The organism is Anaerotruncus sp. DFI.9.16 (assembly GCF_024461615.1).
GTDB lineage: Bacteria > Bacillota > Clostridia > Oscillospirales > Ruminococcaceae > Anaerotruncus > Anaerotruncus massiliensis.
In genome coordinates this window covers 24,834-46,149 of sequence record NZ_JANFZX010000016.1, presented here as the reverse complement: position 1 = coordinate 46,149, position 21,316 = coordinate 24,834, and the positions used below count along the sequence as shown (strand labels likewise).

The following is a 21,316-nucleotide window of genomic DNA, read 5'->3' as shown; positions in this document are numbered from 1 at the left end:
TGTATGGCGAAAAGACCTACACGACTCCGTTTTACCGAAGATGACCTTGCAGATTCTCATGTGAAGAAAGCTGCCGACCGTGCAGATAAGGCGGTTGATAGGGCTGAAAAAGCGGCAGACAAATTGGCTTCTAAAAAGGCAAAGCCGAAGCTAAAGCTGGAAACAGATGCAGCCGGTTCCCGTAAAGCAAAGCTCCGTTTTGAAAAAGCGGAGTTTACGGAAATCGAGCGCCCATCTGTGGCAAAGCACATGGCAAGCCGTGGTGCCGCAGTCACGCTCACATCCAAAGCACATCGGGCGGTGTCAGAATATGAGGATGATAATATCGGCGTTCAGGCTGTGCAGGAAACGACCAAGGCTGTTGAATCCACTGTCTATACCGTCGATCATGCCGTTTACAGTCACAAGCTGAAAGCCTACGACAAGGCGGAAAAGCTGGTTGAGAAGTCAGATAAAGCAAATGTAAATGCCCTGTATGAGAAGTTCAAAAAGGACAACCCCGATGCCGGTTCCAATCCCTTTTCCCGTTGGCAACAGAAAAGGGCAATCAAGAAAGAATATGCTGCCGCCAAAGCCGGTAAGAATACCGCTTCGACAACGGCTTCTGCATCTAAGGGTGCAGGCAAGGCAACGGGCAAAGCAGCTCAGGGAGCCAAGAACATCACAGAAAGAGTAACGGAGTTCTGCACCACACACTCTAAAACGATTCTGTTTGTTTTGATTGCCGGACTGCTTTTTATGATACTCTCAGGGATGTTCTCGTCTTGTTCGGCTATGTTCCAAGGCGGCACACAGATCATTCTGGGAACTTCTTTTACTGCAAAAGAGGAAGATATTATTGGTGCGGACAATGATTACAAGGCTTTGGAAGCTGCGCTCCGCAATAAAATCAATAATATCGAGCGTACTCATAGCGGATATGACGAGTACCGGTATGACCTTGATGAAATCAACCACAATCCTTATGAGCTGGCGGCGTATTTGACGGTGAAGTTTGAGGATTACACCAGAGATGAGGTGCAGGCTACCCTGCAATGGCTATTTGAGCAACAATATGAGCTGACCCTGACGGAAGTAGTAGAGATTCGTACACGAACAACATCTTCTACTGATCCCGAAACGGGAGAGACAACAACAGAGGAAGAAGATTACGAATATTATATTCTGAATGTGAAGCTCAGAAATAAGGGCTTGAACAGTGTGATTTCAAATTCCGGCTTGTCGGAAGATGATATGGAGCGATATAGAATTTTGCTTCAGACAAGGGGCAACAGACCGGATATTTTCGGAAATGACATTTACGCCACCCCTGGCGGCGAGTACACCGATTATGATATTCCGGGCGAAGCGCTGACAGACACAAGATTTGCCAATATGATTCGGGAAGCTGAAAAATATCTGGGATACCCGTATGTGTGGGGCGGCAGCAGCCCGTCTACCTCCTTTGACTGCTCCGGATTTGTTTCCTATGTAATCAATCACTGCGGAAACGGTTGGAGTGTTGGTCGTTTGACCGCAAACGGTTTGATGGGCGTATGCGACATTATCCCGAAAAGCTCTGCCAAACCGGGAGATTTGATTTTCTTCCAAGGCACTTATGATACCTCCGGTGCATCACACGTTGGTATCTATGTTGGCAATGGTATGATGATCCACTGCGGAAACCCCATTTCCTACGCTTCTATCGAATCGAATTACTGGCAACAGCATTTTTACTGCTTCGGCAGAATCAGAAACTAAAGGAGGGATGGCGATTGAGTGCCAAGTTAGACAGAATAGGTGCAGACCTTGAAAAAGCCCGTAAGAAACGGGCAGAATGGGATGCTAAGGTGAAAGACCTGGAACGCAGATACCGTGAGGAGGAAAATTCCGAAATCCATGAGATGGTTCATGCTGCGAACCTGAATCCCGAACAGCTTTCCGAGCTGCTCCGTATGTTTGCTGCGGATATGGCTCCGAAGCCTGATACGATCAATACTATGAATGAGGAGGAAACGCAGAATGAGATTTAAGAAAATTGGAGCCGCATTGCTGGCGTGTGCAATGTGTTTTGGCGTGTTTTCTACAACGGCATTTGCCTATGTAGATGAAAGCGTAGCGACTGAAGAACCTGCGGTCGAAGAAAAAGTTCCCGAAACAGAGCCGGAGGAGCCGATGCTACCGCTTACTCCCGACGGCAATCTGACTTTGGTTGATGACGCTGGCTCGCCTACGAAAAGCGGAAAGCAGTTCATTACCGCTGTAACCAAAAACGGAAACTACTTCTATATCATCATTGACCGTGATGATAAGGGCGAGGAAACCGTGCATTTTCTGAATCAGGTGGATGAAGCCGACCTGCTCAAGCTGATGGACGAGGAAGAAGTTGCAGAGTTCACCAAGCCGGTTGAGGAAACAAAGCCGGAAGTAGTTGAAACAGTTCCTGAAATTACAGAACCGACACCGGAGGAAAAGCCGAAATCCACAAATATGCTCCCGGCGATTCTTACTCTGATTGTGCTTGCCTGTGGTGGTGGATTCTTCGTATTTAAGAAAGTCCAGGAAAAGAAGAAGGCACAGGAAGCGGCAAAGCCTGACCCAGATGCTGATTATGTGGACGATGACGAGGACTATGGGTACGATCCGGAGTTTGAGGACGACGATGAAGATAGCTCCGTCGATGAAGATGATAATGAACCTGTGTAAACAGGATAGGCTTGATGCCTGGGGCAGCCTTCGGGTTGCCTTTACATAGTTTCCGCTTTCAAAAAATAAAAAATTTGCGTTTTTGAAAGTGACATCTTGCATATACTATTAGCAGACAGTATAATAAGTACAGCGAAGCGGTTTCGAGAAATGAAAAAACTTCAATTTTTGAAAGCGGGTGACTATATGAAAACAATCACGAGAGCAAAATATCTCGATAGAATCATTGAACTGAATGGTACTCCTGACATCAAGATCATCACGGGCATTCGTCGATCTGGTAAGTCCAAATTGATGCAGGCGTATATTGCGTATCTGAAAAGCAATTTTGAAAACATCAATATTATCTTCATCGACTTCATGGATTTGGCGTATGAAGAAATCAAGGAATACCATGCCTTACACGCCTATGTGGAAGAACATTATCAGGAAGGAAAAACGAACTACCTGTTTGTAGACGAGGTTCAGATGTGTCCCAAGTTTGAGTTGGCAATCAATAGCCTGTACTCTAAGGGAAAATACGACATCTATGTAACAGGCTCTAATGCTTTCCTGTTGAGTGCAGATCTGGCAACTCTGTTTACCGGACGCTATATTGAAATTCATGTGTTTCCTTTCAGCTTCCAGGAATATTGCCAGTATTATGATGATATTAGTGACAAAGATAAGCTCTTTGATGAGTACGCTATCAAGGGCGGTTTAGCAGGTTCCTATGCTTATAGAACCGAAAAAGACAGAACAAACTATATCAAAGAGGTCTACGAAACGATTGTTACAAGGGATTTGGTACAGAAATATACTCTCCCGGACACTTTGGTTTTACAACGTCTGAGCGAGTTCCTTATGGATAATATCAGCAACCTGACTTCTCCGAATAAGGTCAGTCAGCTACTGACAGCAAATGAGACTCCAACCAATCATGTAACCGTCGGCAAGTACATTAAGTATTTGTGCAATGCTTTTGTATTTTATGATATTAAGAGATATGACATCCGAGGTAAGAAATACCTTGAAAGCTCTGAAAAGTTCTATTTGTGTGACAGCGGTATTCGATATGCAATACTGGGAAGCAGAAATATAGACTATGGCAGAGTATATGAAAACGTTGTTTGTATCGAGCTTCTTCGCCGTGGATATGATGTCTATGTCGGCAAGCTCTATCAAAAGGAAATCGACTTTGTTGCTCAGAGAGGTAGCGAAAAGATTTATATTCAGGTCAGCGACAACATTTCCGGGCAGGAAACATTTGAGAGAGAATGCTCTCCTCTGCTTCAGATTCGAGACGCTTATCCGAAAATGATTATTGCCAGAACCAAACATCCCCAATATAGCTATGAAGGAATCGAAATTCACGATATAGCCGATTGGTTGCTACAAGAATAAGCAAGGTGAAATATCTCCGTCATTCTCTTTTGAAATGATGGAGATATTTTTATTATGACGGAGATTGTAGAACAGAAAATTGTATCAGGTTGCAAAAATCCTTTCCGAACTTTTTACATAGCAGTCATGCACTACGGTGTGTGGCTGCTTATTTTTTTGTGAAAGGAGCAGATGCAAATGAAATTAGTTTTGGCTGAAAAGCCTTCGGTTGCACAGAGTATTGCCAAAGTGTTAGGTGCTGCCAAGCGTGAGGATGGCTACTTAGAGGGAAACGGATATGTGGTCAGCTGGTGTGTAGGGCATTTGGTGGAGCTGGCACAGCCGGAAGTCTATGATGCGAAGTACAGCAAATGGGCTTATGCAGACCTTCCTATCTTCCCGATGGACTGGCAGTATGAGGTTTCTGCCGGTACGAAAAAACAGTTTGGGATTCTGAAAAAGCTCATGGCCAGAGAAGATGTTGCGAGTCTTGTGTGTGCAACAGATGCCGGTCGTGAGGGCGAGCTGATCTTTCGGTTGGTGTACCACAAAGCCGGGTGCAGAAAGCCGTTTGAGCGGCTTTGGATTTCCTCGATGGAAGATGTAGCAATCAAGGAGGGCTTTGAAAATCTCAGGTCTGGAACGGAATATGATGCTTTGTATGAAGCAGCACTGTGTCGAGAACGAGCCGACTGGATTGTTGGTATTAACGCTACTCGACTTTTTTCGACCCTTTACGGGCAGACCCTGAATGTTGGTCGTGTTATGACCCCTACCCTTGCTATGGCTGTTATGCGAGAAGCTGCCATTTCCGCATTCAAGCCTGAACTGTTCTACACAGTTCAGATTGGATTGGATGGTTTTACGGCTGCAAGCGAACGCTTCAAAACCAAGGCAGCAGCCGAAGCTGTCAAACAAAGCTGTTCGGTGGCAATCGTTCAGAAAGCTGAATGTAAGGAGAAAACAGAAAAGCCGCCTGCGCTCTATGACCTGACCAGTTTACAGAGAGAAGCCAACCGTGTGCTTGGCTACACGGCACAGCAGACCTTGGACTACACGCAGAACCTCTATGAAAAGAAACTGGTCACTTATCCCCGTACCGACAGCAGGTTTCTGACGGAAGATATGGCACATAGCCTGACCGACCTCGTAAAGCTGGCTTTCCACACATTCCCCGTGGAGGATGTGGATAACATACCAGTTCATGCAGAGCAGGTTGTGAATAACAAAAAGGTCACAGATCACCATGCCATCATTCCGACCAGAGAATTGCAGAAATGCAATCTGAGCGAACTTCCCAAGGGTGAACTTGCAATTTTGCAACTGATCTCGAATCGGTTGTGCGTAGCTGTTGGCGATCCGCACCGATACGCAGAGACAGTTATTGAGCTGGACTGTGGCGGTACCGTGTTTTCCACCAAAGGCAAAACTGTTGTGCAGGATGGATGGAAAGCTCTGGTTCAGAAAAATGATTCGACAAAATCCGACGAAAACGTGCAGACACTCCCTTCTGTTTCCGTTGGTGACGAAATGACCGTCAGCGGCACGGAAATCAAGGAAGGGAAAACATCTCCCCCTAAACACTTTACCGAGGATACTCTGCTTTCTGCTATGGAAACTGCCGGTGCGGACGAAATGCCTGATGAGGTGGAGCGCAAAGGTTTGGGAACGCCTGCGACCCGTGCCGGTATCATTGAGAAGCTGGTTCGCATCGGTTTTCTGGAGCGTAAGGGTGATAAGAAAACCAAACACCTGATTCCGACCCACAAGGGTACGGCTCTGGTAACAGTCATGCCGGAACAGATTCAGTCCCCATCCATGACGGCGGATTGGGAAGAAAAATTGTTGCTCATTGAGAAAGGCGAATATGCCAGCGAGGACTTTATGGACGAGATCAAAGATGTGATTGCCGGTCTGATTCAGAACTATGAAGTAATCCGTGATTCCGAGGTTATGATGTCGAAAGAAGCCAATTCTATCGGCAAATGCCCGCTCTGCGGCAGTGCTGTAGAGGACAAAGCCAAGGCATTTTTCTGTTCCAACAGAGCTTGCAAATTTGCCCTCTGGAAAAACAATCGCTACTTTGCGAGCATCGGCAAGAGCATGACTTCTGCCACGGCGCAGAAATTGCTTGGTTCCGGCAAGGTAAAGCTCAAGAATTGCAAGTCCGAAAGAACGGGCAACACCTTTGATGCCACCGTCTTTATGGAGGTATCAGATGATGGCAAAACGAAGTTCAGTATGGAATTTGAAAATGGAGGAAAGCGCAAATGACAAATGAGTACAACCCGGATGGTAAGGAAATCCGATTTATCGACAGCCATTATAAGGATTTGTTTCATATCCCCGATGGCAGCTGTGTGCAGATTCACTACCCGGATGAAATGGTTGTGAAGCCCTGCACCTTCATTGACGAGTATCATACGCAGATCGGATACAATGTGTTTCATATCTGCCAGTTTGCAGAAATTATGGAGCGCAACGGCGCAAGCTATATGCCGGAGCCTGAGATTATGGGCGATGAAGCCGCATGGAAGGTCGGAAAGGATAGAATCCTTGCGGTGCAGACCTGCGAAGATGGTTACGACTACACCCTGTTGGATGAAAACTACAACGAGATTGATGGCGGTCAGGTTGATAACCCTGAACTGTCCATGCTCGAAGTCCGCCGGGATATTCTGGAATCCTTCGGGCTGGAGCGCCGGGAACTGCGGGCAATGTTCTATGAGGATGTCATGGAGCAGGCTTTTGAAGTCGGCAGACAGGCGGTGGTGGTCAATGACCCTATCGCTGAGCTTGCTTTTAAGCTCGACCGTTTTGCAGAGAACTTCGACCCCTATGAATATATGGATCAGGTCGATGATGTGCAGGCGCATATCCAAGAAATCAAGGCAGATCTTGCCGCTGGTAATACGGCTCCGTATCGTGAGTTCCTGAATACAGCCATTGAAGAAGCCCGTGAGGAAACTGCGGTTGAGGTTGCCAAAGTGCTGAAAAGTCAGCTGGATAAGCTCGACTCTCCGAAGCGTGAGTCGGTCATGGAAAAACTGGCACAGGCCGCAGAAAAAGCTGCGCCTGCCAGTCCCTCTCCCAAACGCAAAGAGCCTGAACGATAAGGAGGACACGGATATGAAAAACGAAAAATGGGATGATGTTCACGGAAATACCACCCCGGATGACAGAATGGTTGCTTTTCTGGAAAGCCCCACGGATTCCTATGCGATTCTTCAGCTGCGGGAAGATGTAGACGATAATATCCCGCTCATGTTTGCAAATTACAGCTACCTTCAGAAGAAAGAAATGGAGCCTGAGATTGACCGTTACGAGGTGGTCTATCATGGCTCCATTTCTATGTCCGAGGATGTGAATCGGCAGCTGGAAGATTTGTATGTAAAGTTCAATATTGACCACCCGGATGATTTCCGTGGTCACAGTATGTCGGTCAGCGACATCGTAGCCTTAAAGGTAGTCGGTGAGGTATCCTTTCACTATGTAGATTCTGTTGGGTTTCAGAAGCTGGAAAACTTTATGAAGTCCGAAAACTACCTGAAAAACGCAGAGATGGCAATGGAAGATGATTATGGGATGATTGACGGTATCATCAATAACGGAAAAGCGTCCGGATTAGAGGAACGTCCTTCGGTGTTGGAGCAGTTAAAGGAAAAGCCCGTGCCGGATGTTTCCCATAAGCCGCCCAAGAGCCACCCGGAAAGGGAGATTGAATGATGGATTTCACACAGGATGAGCGGAACATGATGATGCTTTACAGCCCTGGCACAAGGTCAGGGCTGTGTGAAGCACTGACACTGATGAAGGAACAGCTTTCGGAGGACGAGTCAGAGCTTTTTGCTTTGGCAGACTCGGTTCTCCGTAAAGTTTCAGCCATGGACGATGCCGCCTTTGAGAAGCTGAACCTTTATCCGGATTGATAGGATTGGAGGGATACAATGAACGCAAAAGAGCGATTTTATTCCGGATTAGCAAAAGAAACGATTGGGAAAATCACCTCGAACACAGATAACTGGACTTCGTTTTTGAGAACGATGTCCCGCAACTATGAGTTCACCTATCCGGAACAGGTGATGATTTATGCTCAGCGCCCCAATGCGACCTTTTGCAAGCCCTATGAGGACTGGAACGCTGAAAATTACCGCAGATATGTAAAGCGTGGCTCTACCGGCATTGCTCTGTTTGTGATGAACAGGGATAAACCGTATCTGCGCTATGTGTTTGATGTGGCGGATACCGGCGTTCGCCGTTCTTCCCCGGAACTGAAACCGTGGGAGGTGACGCCTGAAAACCGCTCCTATGTCATGGAAGCGATGGAGCGTACCTTCGGTGTTGCCGCTGACGGGGTACTGGAAGCACAGCTTGAAGATATTGCATCCGCACTGGCGGCTGAGTATTGGGACGATTACAAAAAGCAGTTCCTCGACATCGTTGCCAACAGCTTCCTTGAGGAGTATGATGAACTCAACATCGAAGTAGCTTTCAAAAATGCGGTGGCAAACAGCGTATCCTATACGATGTATTGCCGGTTCGTGGAAAGTCCCGACAACTACTTCGAGCATGAGGATTTCCAGAAGGTGTTTGATTTTAACACCAGACAGACGGTAAATGCCCTTGGTACTGCGGTGAATGCCATCAGCACAAGGATGTTTCAGGAAATCGAAAAAGCGATTGGAGAACATGAGCAGATTAAAGCTACCGAAAGGAGTACAGATTATGAGCGAGATGACTTACAGACAGGCCGGAGATTATCAGATTCCGAACCTTCAGTTGGAGAACGAGGGAGAGAAACCTCTGGGCAAGTACGGCAGGATGCGTCGAGCATTTTTGGAACAGAACAATCCGATGCTCCTGAACGACATGATTCTGACGGAGAGCCTGTTCCCGCACCTGTGGGAGATCGAGGAAACAGCGAAAGCCAGAGTGGAGTTTCTGATGGAGCAGTACCTGAAGGACAGCCCCGCACCGGACAAGGAAACGCAGCAGATGGCGTGGGTGCAGCACATGAACAGCCTGAAAGCACAGGCGGAGGAAGTCGTGATGACGGAGCTTATCAACAGCTGAGTCTGAACCTTTTCCTCTCCGAAAATGAACAAATCAGTTTTATCGACCGAGCAGAGAGCTTTACGCCCTCTGCTTTTTCTTTTGCCCAGGAAGAAATCGACCACTTCCTTCTGCTTGGTAGCAATACCGATGAAGCCCGAAAAGTCGTAGCGCTGGAATATATGAAGCAGAAGCCGTTGGAAGAAATCGTTCAGACCTTAAAGCAGGTCTATCACGGCGGCTATGGTCTGAAAGAAGATAGCGGGAATATCTGTGCGTGGTATGCCGAGGACGGTATCCACCTTGCCAAAGGTTCCTCTGCCATTGACAGCCCCAGAGCGCAGATCGTTTCTTGGGAAACGGTTGCCGAGCGCATTGGAGAACTGCTTGAAAATGGTCGGTTCGCAACTAATGTGGAACTGGTAGAAGCATCCGGATATGAGCGTCAGAAGTTGGCAGAATCCCTGTGGCATCTTTATCACGATTTGAGTGAAGAAGCCCGTTCCAGCAACTATCTGGCAATTCTTCATCAGGAACCGTTTCGTGGTTTCCCTGACGAAACCGCAGACTTGGCTGAAAAGTTGGATGACCCTCGTTTCCACGCAACCTTGGTACAGCAGTATTCGGAATTTAGAAAAACCCTTGCGGAAAATCCCGATCTGCTTCGTTTTCACTATCACAAGCTGAATCTCATTCAGAAACAGCTGTATGAGTTGAATATGCCTTTGCGTGAGTATCAGACCGATATGATGCAGATGCCCCTTGTCCGCCAGTTCATTACGGATGATGAAGTCAATGCAGACTTGACCCGTGGAAGCGGCTTTTCCGGTGGTAAAGCCCGTATTTATAACTACTGGCAGGAGAATCATTCTGCCAAGGAAAAGATGGACTTCCTGAAGCATGAATACGGAACCGGTGGTCATTCCCATGCCTGCTCTGGTGCAACGCACAGCGGTCAGGATCACGATGCCAAGGGTGTTGCTTACACCAAGAGCGGTTGCGATAAATTGCAGATGTCCTGGGCGCAGGTGGTGCAGAGAATCGACGGTCTGATACGAAAGGGACGCTACCTCAGCCCGGAGGAAGAAGCGGAACGACAGGCTATCGAAGAAGCTAAAACTGATCCGTTGGAAGATGTTTATGACCGTTTCGCAGTGATTGATACCGAGGATGGCGAGTATGCGATCTGGGATAATCAGACCGATGACTACTATGTAGACCCGGAAGGCGTTACGGAATACTTCACGGACGAATGGCTTGCCAATGACTATTTGGAGGAAGTTCGTCAGTCCGTAGCTGCGATGGAGTCGGTTCAGCCAGAAGCGCCTGTGGCAGAGCCTGCCGAAGTTGTGGAAGCATCTGCTTCCGAGGAACCGAAATGGAATTATCAGGTCGGTGACACGGTATATCTGGACGATACAGCTTTCCGTGTGGAGCAGATCACGGACAGAGAAGTTCAGCTGCGTGACCCTACGCTTGCTTATCCCATCTTCCGTGCCGAGAATCGTGAGAATTTCGAGCGTATGCTCTCTCAGGACGAAAGAAACCATGCGGTAAGGGTTGATGCCCAAACCGAAGAAAAGCCCGTTACAGAGGATTTTCTGGGCAAAACCGAACCGAGGGACTACACCCCTGAGTATCAGCTGTTAGACCGTCTGCGTATGGACTGCGAATACTTCCTTGGTGCAGGACAGCACAGCGAAAAGCATCTGTGGGCAGGCAACCGCCATGCACAGATTGCCAAGATGCGTGAGCTGTATGAAATGATTCCCGACAAACCAGAATGGCTGACACCTGAGATGATTAACAGCTACGAGGAGCGCATGGCTCCCCGCTATCTGGTTGCCGCCTACCATCACTTTGAAAACGGCTTCGATGATAAACTGGACTACTACACTCTGGAAGAAGCGGAAAAAGCTGCCCAGGGCTATGTGGACGGAACCATGGAGGATGACGGATTCAAGTACGATGGTGCTGCCGTTTACGATCAGCAGGAGCATAAGTGCATCCGTATCTATGGGGACTACCCTGACGAAAAGGCACACGCACAGGTCAGAGCCAGTGCGGAACCCGAACAGCAGGAACCGGAACACTTCATCGATCATTTTTATGTTGCCGAGGACATTCAGAAGCGGGGTGCGCTGGACATCAAGGAATACAGTTCCTTTGATGATGCCCTGCGAGCCTACTATGCACTTCCTGACACGCAGAGAAAAGCCCTGGGTGCAATGAATACCAGAGATCTGCCGGGTAGTCTGGACTTCGTACAGTGCGTAGATGGAAAGGACACCATCATTCAGGATTATGCCCAGGTGGACGGATGGCAGAATGCCGAAGTCATGGACATTATCGCTCAGCTTGAGCAGTCCATCACCACCAGAGAAATCCCACCTGTTCCTGCGGTGAACTTCCACATCACGGATGACAACATCGGTGAAGGTGGACCGAAGCAGAAATTCGCAAGAAACATCGCAGCCATTGAAACTCTGTTCAAACTGGAAAGCGAGAACAGGAACGCCACTACCGAAGAACAGGAGATTTTGTCGAATTATGTCGGTTGGGGCGGTCTGGCAGATGCCTTTGACCCGGACAAGGGAAATTGGGCGAAGGAGTATCAGACACTGAAAAACCTGCTTTCCGAAGATGAATATGCTGCGGCAAGAGCTTCCACCCTGAACGCACATTACACCAGCCCTACGGTCATTCGCTCCATCTACGATGCGGTCGGACAGATGGGCTTTGAAACAGGAAATATTCTGGAGCCTGCTATGGGTATCGGCAACTTCTTTGGTATGCTCCCTCCTGAAATGCAGAGCAGCCGTTTGTATGGTGTGGAACTGGATTCCATCACCGGCAGAATTGCTCAGAAGCTCTATCCCAACGCAGAAATCAAAGTAGCCGGTTTTGAAACGACAGACCGCCGAGACTTTTACGATCTGGCTGTGGGTAATGTCCCTTTCGGCAACTACAAAGTGTCCGACAAGCCGTATGACAAGCTGGGATTCTCCATTCACAACTATTTCTTTGCCAAGGCTTTGGATCAGGTTCGTCCCGGTGGTGTGGTCGCTTTTGTGACAAGCCGTTACACCATGGATTCCAAGAACTCTGACGCAAGGCGATATATGGCGCAGAGGGCGGAACTGCTTGGTGCAATCCGTCTGCCAAACGATGCCTTTAAGAAAAACGCAGGCACGGAAGTCGTGTCCGACATCCTGTTCCTGCAAAAGCGTGACCATCCGATTGACATTGTACCGGAATGGGTAAACCTTGACCGCACCGAAGAAGGACACACCATGAACAGCTACTTTGTCGCTCATCCTGAAATGGTTCTGGGCGATACGGTGGAAGAAAGTACCGCCTACGGCATGGACATTACAGTGCGTCCCATTGAGGGCATGGAACTGTCCGAACTTCTGAAAGAAGCAGTTTCCCACATCCAAGGAACCTATCAGGCTGTGGAGCTTCCCGAAGCTGACAAGGGTAAGGAAATCGAAACCATTCCTGCAACCCCGGATGTAAAGAATTTCTCTTATACCGTGGTGGATGGCAATGTGTACTTCCGTGAAAACTCCCTGATGCGCCGTGTAGACCTGAATGAGAAAGCAAAAGACCGTGTGATGGGCATGGTGGAACTTCGTGGTATCGTCAACGAGCTGATCGAATATCAGCTTGAGGATTACCCGGATGAAATGATTACTCAGAAACAGGCAGAACTGAATGATGCCTACGATGCGTTTGCCGCAAAGAACGGGCTTATCAATAATCGAGCCAATGGTCAGGCATTTGCTGACGATTCCTCCTACTATCTCCTGTGTTCTCTGGAAAATGTGGATGAGGACGGCAATCTGAAAAGCAAGGCGGATATGTTCACCAAGCGAACCATCAAGCCGGAACGCAGAGTGACGAGCGTGGATACGCCGTCCGAAGCTCTGGCAATCTCTATCGGTGAGCGTGGCAAGGTGGATTTGCCGTTTATGGCACAGCTGCTTGGAACACCTGGAGAATACGATGCGATTCAGGCAGAGCTTCGAGGGGTGATCTTCAAAGACCCGATGGCTCCCGATGCTGTGGAAGTTGGATGGCAGACTGCCGATGATTACCTTTCCGGTGATGTAAGAAGCAAGCTGCGTGTCGCACAGATGGCGGCAGACAGGGATTCTTCCTTCCACATCAATGTGGAAGCCTTGCAGAAAGCACAGCCGAAGGACTTGGATGCGTCCGAGATTGATGTGCGTTTGGGTGCAACATGGATTGATGCCGATTATATTCAGCAGTTCATGGAGGAAACCTTTGAAACGCCGTATTACTTGCGCCGTTCCATTGAGGTCAAGTTCTCCGAGCTGACCGCAGAGTGGCGCATCAACGGTAAGAGTTCTCCCAACTACAACGATGTGGCGGCGTATGTCACCTACGGTACAGAGCGAGCCAACGCATATCGGATTCTGGAGGAAACGCTGAATCTGAAGGATATTCGTATCTATGATACGATTGAAGATGCAGATGGTAAGCAGAAGCGTGTCCTCAATAAAAAAGAAACTACCCTGGCACAGCAGAAACAGCAGGCAATCAAGGATGCGTTCCGAGATTGGATTTGGAGAGATCCGCACAGACGAGAAACCCTTTCCACCAAGTACAACGAACTTTTTAACTCCACCAGACCTCGTGAGTATGATGGCTCTCATATCCGTTTCGGCGGCATGAACCCGGATATTACCCTCCGTGAACACCAGAGAAATGCTATCGCTCATGTGCTATATGGTGGAAATACGCTGCTTGCACACGAAGTTGGTGCGGGCAAGACCTTCGAGATGGCTGCATCGGCTATGGAGAGTAAACGGCTTGGATTGAGCCAGAAATCCCTGTTCGTTGTGCCGAATCACTTGACCTTACAGTGGGCAAACGAGTTCCTGCACCTCTATCCGAGTGCCAAGCTCCTTGTTGCCACCAAGAAGGATTTTGAAACAGCAAACCGTAAGAAGTTCTGCGCTCGTATCGCAACGGGTGACTATGATGCAGTCATCATCGGTCACAGCCAGTTTGAAAAAATCCCGCTTTCTGCCGAACGACAGGAACGGCAGCTGCGGGAGCAGATTGATGAGATCGAGGGTGCGATTGCGGAGCTGAAATGGCAGCGTGGCGAAAACTTCACGATCAAGCAGATGGAGAAAACACGAAAATCATTGGAAGCCAGACTGGACAAGCTCCTTGCCGCTGACAAGAAAGATGATGTCATTACCTTTGAGCAGTTGGGTGTAGACCGGCTGTTTGTGGACGAAAGCCATGCGTTCAAGAATTTGTTCCTCTACACAAAAATGCGAAATGTGGCAGGTCTGTCCACCTCCGAAGCCCAGAAATCTTCGGATATGTTTATGAAGTGCCGCTATATGGATGAGCTGACCGGCGGGCGTGGTGTGATCTTTGCAACCGGTACTCCAGTAAGTAACTCGATGACCGAGCTTTATACGGTCATGCGCTATCTCCAGTACAGTACGCTCCAGCAAAAGAACCTGACCCATTTTGATTCCTGGGCATCGACCTTCGGAGAAACAACAACTGCGATTGAGCTTGCACCGGAGGGAACCGGCTATCGTGCCAGAACCCGATTTGCGAAGTTCTTCAACCTGCCTGAACTGATGAATATGTTCAAGGAGGTTGCCGACATCAAGACCTCTGACCAGTTGCATCTCCCTGTTCCCGAAGCAAAGTTTGAAACGGTTGTGGTTCAGCCCTCTGAGTACCAGAAGGATATGGTGGCTTCCCTTTCAGAGAGAGCAGCAGATGTTCATGCCGGTATTGTAGACCCGTCCGTCGATAATATGCTCAAGATTACCAGCGACGGACGAAAATTGGGACTGGATCAGCGGCTAATGAACACCCTGTTACCCGATGACCCTGACAGCAAGCTCAATGCCTGCGTGGGAAATATCCTGCGTATCTGGCAGGACGGTCAGGCTGACAAATTGACCCAGTTGGTGTTCTGCGACCTTAGCACACCGAAAAATGATGGAACCTTCAATGTCTATGATGATGTCAAAACCAAGCTGATTGCAAACGGTGTGCCTGCGGAAGAAGTTGCCTTTATCCATGATGCAGATACCGAGGCAAAGAAAAAAGACCTCTTTGCCAAGGTTCGTACCGGGCAGGTGCGAGTGCTTCTTGGCAGTACGCAAAAGATGGGTGCAGGAACCAACGTCCAGGACAAATTGGTGGCAGTTCACCACTTGGATGTGGGTTGGCGTCCGTCTGATATGACCCAGAGAAACGGTCGTATCATCCGTCAGGGCAACCGGAACAAAGAGGTTCAGGTGTATCAGTATGTGACCGAGGGAACCTTCGATGCCTACCTGTATCAGACCTTGGAAAACAAGCAGAAGTTTATTTCTCAGATTATGACCTCCAAATCACCGGTTCGCTCCTGTGACGATGTGGATGAGCAGGCGCTGTCCTATGCGGAGATCAAGGCGCTGTGTGCCGGCAATCCGCTTATCAAGGAAAAGATGGACTTGGACATTGATGTGGCAAGGCTGAAGGTGCTGAAAGCTGACCACCAGAGCCAGCAGTACCGTATGGAAGATAAGCTTCTGAAATACTTCCCGGCTGAGATTGAAAAGCAGACAGGCTATATTCATGGCTTTGAAGCTGATATTAAAACCGTGGAAGCACACCCGCAGATTGCCGATGGCTTTTGCGGCATGGAAATCATGGGCAAAGCCTACACCGAAAAGGCAGATGCCGGTGAAATCCTCCTTGCGGCTTGTAAGGACACGAAAAGTGCCGATCCGGTTCCTCTTGGCAGTTACCGTGGCTTTCAGATGGAGCTTTCGTTTGACAGTTTCCGGAACGAGTTCGATGTGACCCTGAAGGGCGCTGTGAGCCACAGAGTAGCCCTTGGAACGGACGCACGAGGAAATATCACCCGACTGGACAATGCCCTTGCAGGCATCCTTGAGCGCTTAGAACGAGCCAATGAGCAGTTGAATAATCTCTACAATCAGCAGGAAGCAGCCAAGGCGGAGGTTGGAAAACCGTTCCCGCAGGAAGCAGAGCTGACAGCCAAAAGTCAGCGACTGGCAGAACTGGATGCAGCCCTGAATATGGAGGACTCTGTGGAAAATCGTGACGAAAGAAGCGAGTCAGAGCGTCCTTCTGTGTTGGCTGATCTGAAATCCAAAGCGGAGCATATCCCGCCTGCAAAATACTCTGAAACCCGTGAGGAGGTGTTGTAATGGCAAAGCGAGATCAGGATGTTCATTTCCTTGCATCCAAGGAGGAGGTCGAGCGAATCCATGAGAAGATGGACGAGCTTGGCATCCGCAGCATGGGAGCCTATCTGCGGAAAATGGCTCTGGATGGTTACTGTATCAGACTGGATTTGCAGGATGTGAAAGCCCTGGTTTCGCTCCTGCGAATCTGCTCCAACAACCTGAACCAGTACGCAAAGCGAGCGAACGAAACAGGCAGCATCTATCGTGCTGACATTGAGGATTTGCAAAAACGGCTGGAGGAGATCTGGACGGACATGAGAGAAGTTCTTGTTCGCCTGTCCTCAATCCAGTAATCCGACAACTTGTTGGGAAGTCGCAGTTTCGGCTGCGGCTTTTACATAAGGGTTGACATCATTGCGTTATGGCAGATACCCTTGTACAATATAATTAAAAGAAAGGGGTTGAGCCTATGAAGCTGGTATTGAAGATATTGGCACTGCCGGTGCTGTTCGTTGTAAAAGTGATTTGCATTCTTGGAAATCTGCTTACAAATGTTGTGTCCTATGTAATTGGTTTATTGCTCTTGGTCATTGGCGGATCTGCGATTTACTGCATTGTAAAGGCTTTGTGGCAGTCCCTGCTTATTCTTGTGGTTCTTGGAATTGCGACAATAGCAGCGGTGTTCTTGCTCGTCTGGGCTGTTATGAAAGTCGAGAATATTGGAGAAAGTCTGGGAGCATTTATCAGGTCATAAGATAATATCAGAGAAAAGTCACCGACCGGTGGCTTTTTCTTTTTGGGAAGGAAGTGATGGGAATGGCAGCGACAAGATTGATTGCACTCCATGTGAATAAGGGAAAGACGGTCGCTCAATGTTTGGCAGACAGAACCGACTACTCACAAAATGCCGCAAAAACCAATGATGGCGAATTTATCAGTTCCTATGAGTGTGATCCAAAGACAGCAGATGAGGAATTTCTGCTTTCCAAACGGCAGTATCAGCATATTACCGGCAGACAGCAGAAGAACAATATCATCGCATACCAGATACGCCAGTCCTTTAAGCCGGGAGAAATCACCCCGGAAGAAGCGAACCAAGTCGGCTATGAAACAGCGATGCGATGGACAAAGGGAAAACACGCTTTCATCGTTGCGACCCACATCGACAAATCCCACATTCACAATCATATCATTTATAATTCGACCTCGCTGGATGCCACACGGAAATTCAAAAACTTCTTTCTTTCCGGTCTGGCGGTGCAAAGACTCAGTGATATGGTTTGCCTGGAACACGGGCTGTCCATTATTACACCGAAGCCGTATCGGGAGCGCCAGAAAAGAACTGTTTATCCCAAGAAGCGTACCCAGCGTGACGAATTATGTGATGCGATTGATGCGGTGCTGAAGCAGAAACCAAAGAGCTTTGATGGCTTTGTTCAGGCTCTGGCTGACATGGGATTTGAGTTCAAGGATGGAAAGCAGCCTGCGTTCAAGGGCGAGAATCAGAAGCGTTTCATTCGGCTGCGTTCCCTGGGCGAAGGATATAGCAAAGAGGAAATTCAAGCGGTTATCTCCGGCAAGAACCTGCACAAATCAAAAGGCGGCTCTGCCAAGGCTCCTGCCCCGAAGCAGTTCCAGATGCTGATTGATATTCAGGCAAAGATGGCCGAGGGCAAGACGGTCGGTTATGAAAAGTGGGCGAAGAAGTTCAACCGAAAAGAAGCTGCCCGAACGGTAATCCTACTGAAAGAAAAAGGCTTGGGCAACTACGACGATCTGACTGCTCATATTGAAAATCTGTCTGCCCGGTTCGATGCGCTTTCTGATTCTATCAAGGTCGCAGAGAAACGTATGGTTGAGGTTCAGGCGTTGCAGCAGCACATCAAAAATTATCGCAACACAAGGCAAATTTATATCGAGTACCGCAAGTCTGGATATAGCAAAAAATTCTTTGAAGAACACCGTCAGGAAATCACAATTCATAAAGCGGCGAAGCAAGCCTTTGATGAATTGCAGATTACAAAGCTCCCGTCCATGCAATCATTGTATGAGGAGTTTCATCAGCTGGCAGTCCAGAAAAAGCAGGACTACGCTGAGTACCGTCAGATCAGAAAAGAGAAAGAAGAACTGCTGATTGCCAAACGGACGGTTGAAACGATTTTGAATATCGACAGGCAGAAAGAGCAGGAAAAAGAGAAAGAGAAAGAGGAAAAGAAGAACTTCCGTTAAAGCAAAAAGCCACGGTCTGCACTCCCCAAAGGGTGCGGATCGTGGCTGCTTTTTTGCTTTTCGATTTCGGTGCTTTCAACCATGGGCAAATTTTTATTCTACTGTTCTTTGAGAAACGATTGAAAATCGTGTAGCCATCATCGGCAGATGATGTTCAAAGGGGATTGGGGATGCTTCCCCAACAAGCAAATTTGCGAAGATTGCACCGAAGGGAAAATCGAGAAAATGAGTGAACCTGTACAGGTTTACACTGCTTGCCAATTTGTGAGATTATGAATTTAGTATCGAGAATAGGGTACACCTAAATTTTGCAATGCTGCAACCCTATCATCGTTGCATGGATGAGTTGAGTATATTGCACTGAGAAAACCATCATGCGGAACATCTGAGATATGTTGGTCTAATACCGTCGCTAATTCAAGACCAAAACCAATTTTATAAGCAAATTCATCAGCCAGATACTCATTTTGTCTCATAGACCACATCAGAAAAAGCATACAGAACTTTACCCATAACCAAGAAAGTGCTGTTGATATTCCTGCGAAAACTGCGGTAATTATACCCATTACACCACTACGAGAGCATATTGCGAACAGCCCCATGATTGCAGAAAAAATCCAGTAGGATATTTTGATTAACAGGAGGCACCCGGATATAAATATATTGCCCCCGCCAATCAATAATTGGATAACAGTATGTCCGTATGAGAGATGTCCGATCTCATGGGCGAGAATTCCAAGTATCATATCATCGGAGAGTAAAAGCAATCCGTCAGTTATGCATAGTGTTTGCCTACCTAGAGCAAATGCATTTGGAGCAGGATCATGGATAATCTTCACTTTCACTTTTTTAGGACAGTATGATGTGTTCTCTTTTGCTTTATCTAAAACATATTGAACCAGCGGGACAACTCGAAGTTTTATATCTACTCTTTTTATATCGCTTGCTCCTGCGAAGGCAGCCAGGCACATTTCGCCTAATGGGGATAAGCTGATAGCTACTGTGAAAAAGTAAATACAAATCAGTTCAACAATGCTTCCTGACGAACCGAACACAGCAACAATCAGCAGAATATTAAGAGTAAAGAACAGAAGAGTTCCTAAGTTTGAGAAGCGAACAATTCTGCCTACACGATGCCAAATATCCATAATGCACCCCCCTTTTATCGTGTTGTTGGTTTGAGCTTGCATTGTTTAATTACTCAAATGTAAAGAAATCTTTGTTTCGCTCTTTGAACAGAGCAAAGACAGTCTCTAACACAAATTCGTTTTCAACACCAACATATTCTTCTGTTTCATCGTCAATTTCTTTCAGCTGCAAAATAACAACTTGCCCATCCGAATCTCCAATAGGAAGCAGGACAACATATTCGTTCTGGCGATACGGTATTAAGTCAAGAAATTCAAATTCAACTTCGTTCCCATTCTCATCATTCAAAGTTATAATGTTGTCTTCATCCATGTCGTCGTTCCTTTTCTTAATATAAATAATTATCGTTGATAATGATGCCTAATAGTTCAAAGAGATTATCCTTTTTGGAAAGAATGCATTTTTTCATGGCTTGTTTAATTTGTTCCGTTGAAATGCTATCAGGCAACATTTCCCTTGGGACACCATGACCGAATTGCCGAAAATACTGTTCTTCGATTTCATAATACTCATTATCAATTTTCGGTTCAGGTGTATTAAGGAAGCTATTCATAAAATCTGCAACGCTCTTGTTTTTGTCCATTGTATGCACCTACCTTTCTCTGCTCAAGACCCTAACATGATTATCTGGTCTAATAGAATCAATCATTGAAGAAAAAATACCAAACGCTGTAGGAAAGAAATTTGCTAATAGCTCTAATTTGCCTTGGTCTCCCATAGACGCTTCAAAAAAGTGGGCAAAGGCTTCTGCTTGTAGATTGCCCGGTCTCGTCCAATAGTTCCTTGAGTGACCATAATTTCCGTGCAATTGACCATTTGTTGTCGCATCAATTAAGTCCGAGAAGGAGTGAGCTGAATCCTGCCTAATACGGGTCAGAAAAGCAGTTTGCTTTTCCACTGGAAGATTGTTATATAAGCTCAGGATTCTTTGTCCGTCCTCAACCAGTGCCTCAGCAAATTCTGGAGTATTGGATAGATTGCTCCGATAGTTGCACGAAGCATGGTCGATCATGTGAGCAAGCTCGTGGAAATAAGTTGTTCCTGCACCTCTTGGATTTGTCATATCAGAAGCTGCATTGTAGTAGACTCCTCGTGAATGCCCTATATAATTTCCCGGTGAGTAATGTGCTGTCTGATCCGGTGGATATTCAGAATCTTGTATCATCAGTTTACCAGCGAAATGGTCAAACACTTCTCTGACATTCTGCTCTGCATTTTCATGGCGTTGTGATATAACAGCGATATATCCGTCTGGTGTGCTACCTTGGGTTAGCACGCCAAGGCAATACTGATAAGACGAATTACCAACATTAGGTGTTTGCAGACCCTGGAGGAAAGAATTTCGTGCAGAAGGAGTGTCCAAATTAACATTATCATATTCTTGTACACTTTTGGCAAGTGAAGCAACGTATTTTTCGGCCTGAAGCATAATCTGTAAAATATCATTCAGGGCTTTGTTGCAATCTTTTACGATAGTTCCCAGCTCATCGTACTTCTTGTCATTCCATCCAATTCCCAATTGCTGATATTTCATCTTCACAGAACTTCTTGTAGTTTCGATAGAAGAAATGGAGGTCCGCATATTTTTCAGTATTGTCAGTAATTGAGTTGCATCAGCATTTACGTTGCTCAAA

Annotated in this window: 18 protein-coding genes; 13 read left to right on the top strand and 5 right to left on the bottom strand. The window is 47.2% G+C overall.

Annotated elements, in window-relative coordinates:
• The first annotated feature begins 3 nt into the window (after positions 1–3).
• The 8 genes from NE609_RS08480 to NE609_RS08445 all read left to right on the top strand — a co-directional run bounded on the left by NE609_RS08480 (position 4) and on the right by NE609_RS08445 (position 7,976).
• Positions 4–1,740 carry a C40 family peptidase gene (locus tag NE609_RS08480; RefSeq protein ID WP_002304377.1) on the top strand — a complete coding sequence of 579 codons (1,737 nt, stop codon included), beginning with the start codon at positions 4–6 and terminating at the stop codon, positions 1,738–1,740.
• Between the two features lie 14 nt (positions 1,741–1,754).
• Positions 1,755–2,012 (top strand): DUF4315 family protein, encoded by a 258-nt coding sequence (locus NE609_RS08475; protein ID WP_002304378.1) that lies wholly within the window; start codon positions 1,755–1,757, stop codon positions 2,010–2,012.
• Complete coding sequence (locus tag NE609_RS08470; protein WP_002578950.1) at positions 2,002–2,685, top strand: DUF4366 domain-containing protein; 684 nt, start codon at positions 2,002–2,004, stop codon at positions 2,683–2,685. The genes NE609_RS08475 and NE609_RS08470 overlap by 11 nt, the downstream gene beginning before the upstream one ends.
• A gap of 150 nt (positions 2,686–2,835) precedes the next feature.
• Positions 2,836–4,068 (top strand): ATP-binding protein, encoded by a 1,233-nt coding sequence (locus tag NE609_RS08465; protein ID WP_002304383.1) that lies wholly within the window; start codon positions 2,836–2,838, stop codon positions 4,066–4,068.
• Between the two features lie 177 nt (positions 4,069–4,245).
• Entirely contained in the window at positions 4,246–6,321 is a 2,076-nt protein-coding gene (locus NE609_RS08460; protein WP_002578949.1) for a DNA topoisomerase 3, read from the top strand.
• On the top strand, positions 6,318–7,163 hold the full coding sequence (locus NE609_RS08455) for an LPD16 domain-containing protein (RefSeq protein ID WP_002304387.1): 846 nt from the start codon (positions 6,318–6,320) through the stop codon (positions 7,161–7,163). The genes NE609_RS08460 and NE609_RS08455 overlap by 4 nt, the downstream gene beginning before the upstream one ends.
• Positions 7,164–7,176: 13 nt before the next feature.
• Complete coding sequence (locus tag NE609_RS08450; protein ID WP_002304389.1) at positions 7,177–7,773, top strand: YodL domain-containing protein; 597 nt, start codon at positions 7,177–7,179, stop codon at positions 7,771–7,773.
• A complete protein-coding gene (locus NE609_RS08445; RefSeq protein WP_002578948.1) occupies positions 7,770–7,976 on the top strand; it encodes a transposon-transfer assisting family protein in 207 nt (68 codons plus the stop codon). Before NE609_RS08450 ends, NE609_RS08445 begins: the two co-directional genes overlap by 4 nt.
• 48 nt (positions 7,977–8,024) lie before the next feature.
• Here NE609_RS08445 and NE609_RS08440 read toward each other — a convergent pair whose 3' ends face one another.
• On the bottom strand, positions 8,025–8,618 hold the full coding sequence (locus tag NE609_RS08440; RefSeq protein WP_021386789.1) for a hypothetical protein: 594 nt from the start codon (positions 8,616–8,618) through the stop codon (positions 8,025–8,027).
• A 163-nt stretch (positions 8,619–8,781) separates the two neighbouring features.
• On the opposite strand from NE609_RS08440, the gene NE609_RS08435 reads away from it, so the two are divergent.
• The 5 genes from NE609_RS08435 (at position 8,782) to NE609_RS08415 (ending at position 18,533) form a co-directional block, all read left to right on the top strand.
• Complete coding sequence (locus tag NE609_RS08435; protein ID WP_118199520.1) at positions 8,782–9,120, top strand: TnpV protein; 339 nt, start codon at positions 8,782–8,784, stop codon at positions 9,118–9,120.
• Between the two features lie 161 nt (positions 9,121–9,281).
• Positions 9,282–16,325 carry an LPD11 domain-containing protein gene (locus NE609_RS08430; RefSeq protein WP_227612560.1) on the top strand — a complete coding sequence of 2,348 codons (7,044 nt, stop codon included), beginning with the start codon at positions 9,282–9,284 and terminating at the stop codon, positions 16,323–16,325.
• Positions 16,325–16,657: a plasmid mobilization relaxosome protein MobC gene (gene mobC / locus NE609_RS08425; protein WP_002578947.1), complete on the top strand. Its 333-nt coding sequence runs from the start codon at positions 16,325–16,327 to the stop codon at positions 16,655–16,657. Before NE609_RS08430 ends, mobC begins: the two co-directional genes overlap by 1 nt.
• A 116-nt stretch (positions 16,658–16,773) precedes the next feature.
• Complete coding sequence (locus NE609_RS08420) at positions 16,774–17,058, top strand: hypothetical protein (protein ID WP_002578946.1); 285 nt, start codon at positions 16,774–16,776, stop codon at positions 17,056–17,058.
• Between the two features lie 62 nt (positions 17,059–17,120).
• Positions 17,121–18,533: a relaxase/mobilization nuclease domain-containing protein gene (locus tag NE609_RS08415; RefSeq protein ID WP_002578945.1), complete on the top strand. Its 1,413-nt coding sequence runs from the start codon at positions 17,121–17,123 to the stop codon at positions 18,531–18,533.
• Between the two features lie 278 nt (positions 18,534–18,811).
• On the opposite strand, the gene NE609_RS08410 is transcribed toward NE609_RS08415, so the two are convergent.
• From NE609_RS08410 to NE609_RS08395, 4 genes are read right to left on the bottom strand one after another with little or no spacing between them, the layout of a single operon-like run.
• Positions 18,812–19,681, bottom strand: a complete 870-nt coding sequence (locus tag NE609_RS08410) for a zinc metalloprotease HtpX (RefSeq protein ID WP_002588966.1) — start codon at positions 19,679–19,681, stop codon at positions 18,812–18,814.
• Between the two features lie 49 nt (positions 19,682–19,730).
• Positions 19,731–19,994: a DUF1292 domain-containing protein gene (locus NE609_RS08405; protein WP_002304397.1), complete on the bottom strand. Its 264-nt coding sequence runs from the start codon at positions 19,992–19,994 to the stop codon at positions 19,731–19,733.
• 16 nt (positions 19,995–20,010) lie between these two features.
• Positions 20,011–20,265, bottom strand: a complete 255-nt coding sequence (locus NE609_RS08400; RefSeq protein ID WP_002588965.1) for a hypothetical protein — start codon at positions 20,263–20,265, stop codon at positions 20,011–20,013.
• A gap of 9 nt (positions 20,266–20,274) precedes the next feature.
• A complete protein-coding gene (locus NE609_RS08395) occupies positions 20,275–21,315 on the bottom strand; it encodes a hypothetical protein (RefSeq protein ID WP_002304399.1) in 1,041 nt (346 codons plus the stop codon).
• Between the last annotated feature and the right edge of the window lies 1 nt (position 21,316).